Source organism: Hylemonella sp. P2_B10 (assembly GCF_056404875.1).
Genome location: NZ_JBFUDE010000014.1, coordinates 1 through 1,770, shown reverse-complemented (window position 1 = coordinate 1,770; position 1,770 = coordinate 1). Strand labels below are relative to the sequence as shown.

General features: G+C 67.9%; 3 protein-coding genes. All 3 read right to left on the bottom strand.

The annotated features are described in order from the left end of the window. A partial coding sequence (locus AC1DX2_RS25855; protein WP_477199311.1) for an ESPR-type extended signal peptide-containing protein occupies positions 1-370 on the bottom strand: 370 nt, incomplete at its 3' end. 97 nt (positions 371-467) lie between these two features. Continuing rightward, positions 468-1,313: an orotidine-5'-phosphate decarboxylase gene (gene pyrF / locus AC1DX2_RS25850; RefSeq protein WP_477199310.1), complete on the bottom strand. Its 846-nt coding sequence runs from the start codon at positions 1,311-1,313 to the stop codon at positions 468-470. A 41-nt stretch (positions 1,314-1,354) separates the two neighbouring features. Further along, the coding region (locus AC1DX2_RS25845; protein ID WP_477199309.1) for a hypothetical protein at positions 1,355-1,770 on the bottom strand (416 nt) is incomplete at its 5' end.

Genomic DNA, 1,770 nt, shown 5'->3' with positions numbered 1-1,770 from the left:
TGGAGAAGCTTTGCCAGTTGATGACGGAGTGGTTCAGTCCGGCGCCGTTCTGGGTGGTGACGACCAGTTGGTTGGCGCCGGGGGTGCTGATGCTGGCCTGGCCGACGACGGCGACGCCGCCTGTGGGGTTGGCCCAGGCTGAGCCCATGGGGCTGCAGGCCAGGGCGACGCCTATGGCCAGAGCACCCAACGACAGGCTGGCGGCTCGGCTGTGGCTGCTGGCGCCCAGGCAGGGGCTGGCGGCATCACCCGCACCGCCTGCGCTGCCCTTGCCGGCGCCGCTGGCAATCTCGGCCACCGCCACCATGGCCCCCAAGGCCTGGTTCCAGACGGTCCTGAAGGTGTGGTTCAGCGAGGCTCGGCTTGTCATTCTGGTTGTCCCTTCACGGCGCAGAGGCTGGCACGCGAAGCCAGCACGCGAATCACGACATCATAGGGCGTGCCGATGGCCGGCAAGCTGAGGCAAATCAAAATCTGGCGGCTTGCAGCAGGTCGCGCGTGCGGCGCGCCTCGTTCCGTGCGGCCTGAGCGAATGCGCCCTCGTCGGCCGATGCATACAGCACGGCGCGCGACGAACTGACCACGATGGGCGCCGTGCTGCCGCCCTGGGCGGAGCCGCGCCAACCGGCCTTGACGGTGGCTGCTGCGTCGCCCCCCTGGGCACCCACGCCAGGTATCAACAGCGGCACGGTCGGCGCCAGCGCGCGCACGCGCTCGATTTCGGCCGGATAGGTGGCGCCCACCACCAGGCCCAGCTGGCCATTCAGGTTCCAGGGACCTTGCGCCAGCGCGGCAATGTGTTCAAACAAGCGCGGCTGGCCATCCACATCGGCCAGGCGGCGCGACTGGAAATCATCACCGCCGGGGTTGGACGTGCGGCACAGCAGAAAGGCGCCCTTGCCCTCGTACTTCAGGTAGGGTTGCACCGAGTCCAGGCCCATGAAGGGGGACAAGGTGACCGCGTCCGCCCCGTAGCGCTCGAACGCTTCCTTCGCATACTGTTCGGCAGTACTGCCGATGTCGCCGCGCTTGGCGTCCAGGATCACCGGCACCTGGGGCGCCACGCTTCGCATGTGCTGCATCAGCCGCTCCAGCTGCGTCTCGGCGCCATGGGCGGCGAAATAGGCGATTTGCGGCTTGAAGGCGATCACCAGGTCGGCCGTGGCGTCCACGATGGCGGCACAGAAGTCATAGATGCGGCTGGCGTCGCCCTTGAGCTTGCCGGGAAAGCGCGCCGGCTCGGGGTCCAGCCCCACGCACAGCATGGAGGCGTTTTGCCGCTCGGCGGCGCACAGCATGTCTACAAAGCCCATGGCGCTATCGTAATGGATAGCGTTTGGGCTGGATCAGGCGCTCACTTGCACAGGCTGGAATCGGCGGCGACGATGAGGTCGTCCTTCTTCTTGTCCTTGGCGGCCGCCGGGTCCTGGGTGGAGCCCCCACCTGAGGCACCGCCCGCACCCGCAGCCGGGCTGGACTGGTCCTTGAAGCTGTCGCTGAAGGTGCTCACCAGCGTCTGGATCACCGTCACCGCAGCCGAGCCCGGTGGCGGCACTGTCACCCCGCCCGAGGTGTAGTTCACGTCCTTGCCCGTGGCCACCCCGGCGCCCGAGATCAGCCCGCTCACATTGGCCGTCACCGCACCGGCTGGCGCGCTCACATTGGCGTTTTGCAGCAGGTTGTCGCCCGCCGTGAGCTGCACGCTGCCGCCACTGGAGTTGATGGGGCCGTTGATGGTCAGGTCGTCCTGGCCAGCACTGCTGACTGCTG

Excerpts from the sequence above, each read along its gene's own strand:
- pyrF (WP_477199310.1), bottom strand. The coding sequence starts at position 1,313 with ATGGGCTTTGTAGACATGCTGTGCGCCGCCGAGCGGCAAAACGCCTCC.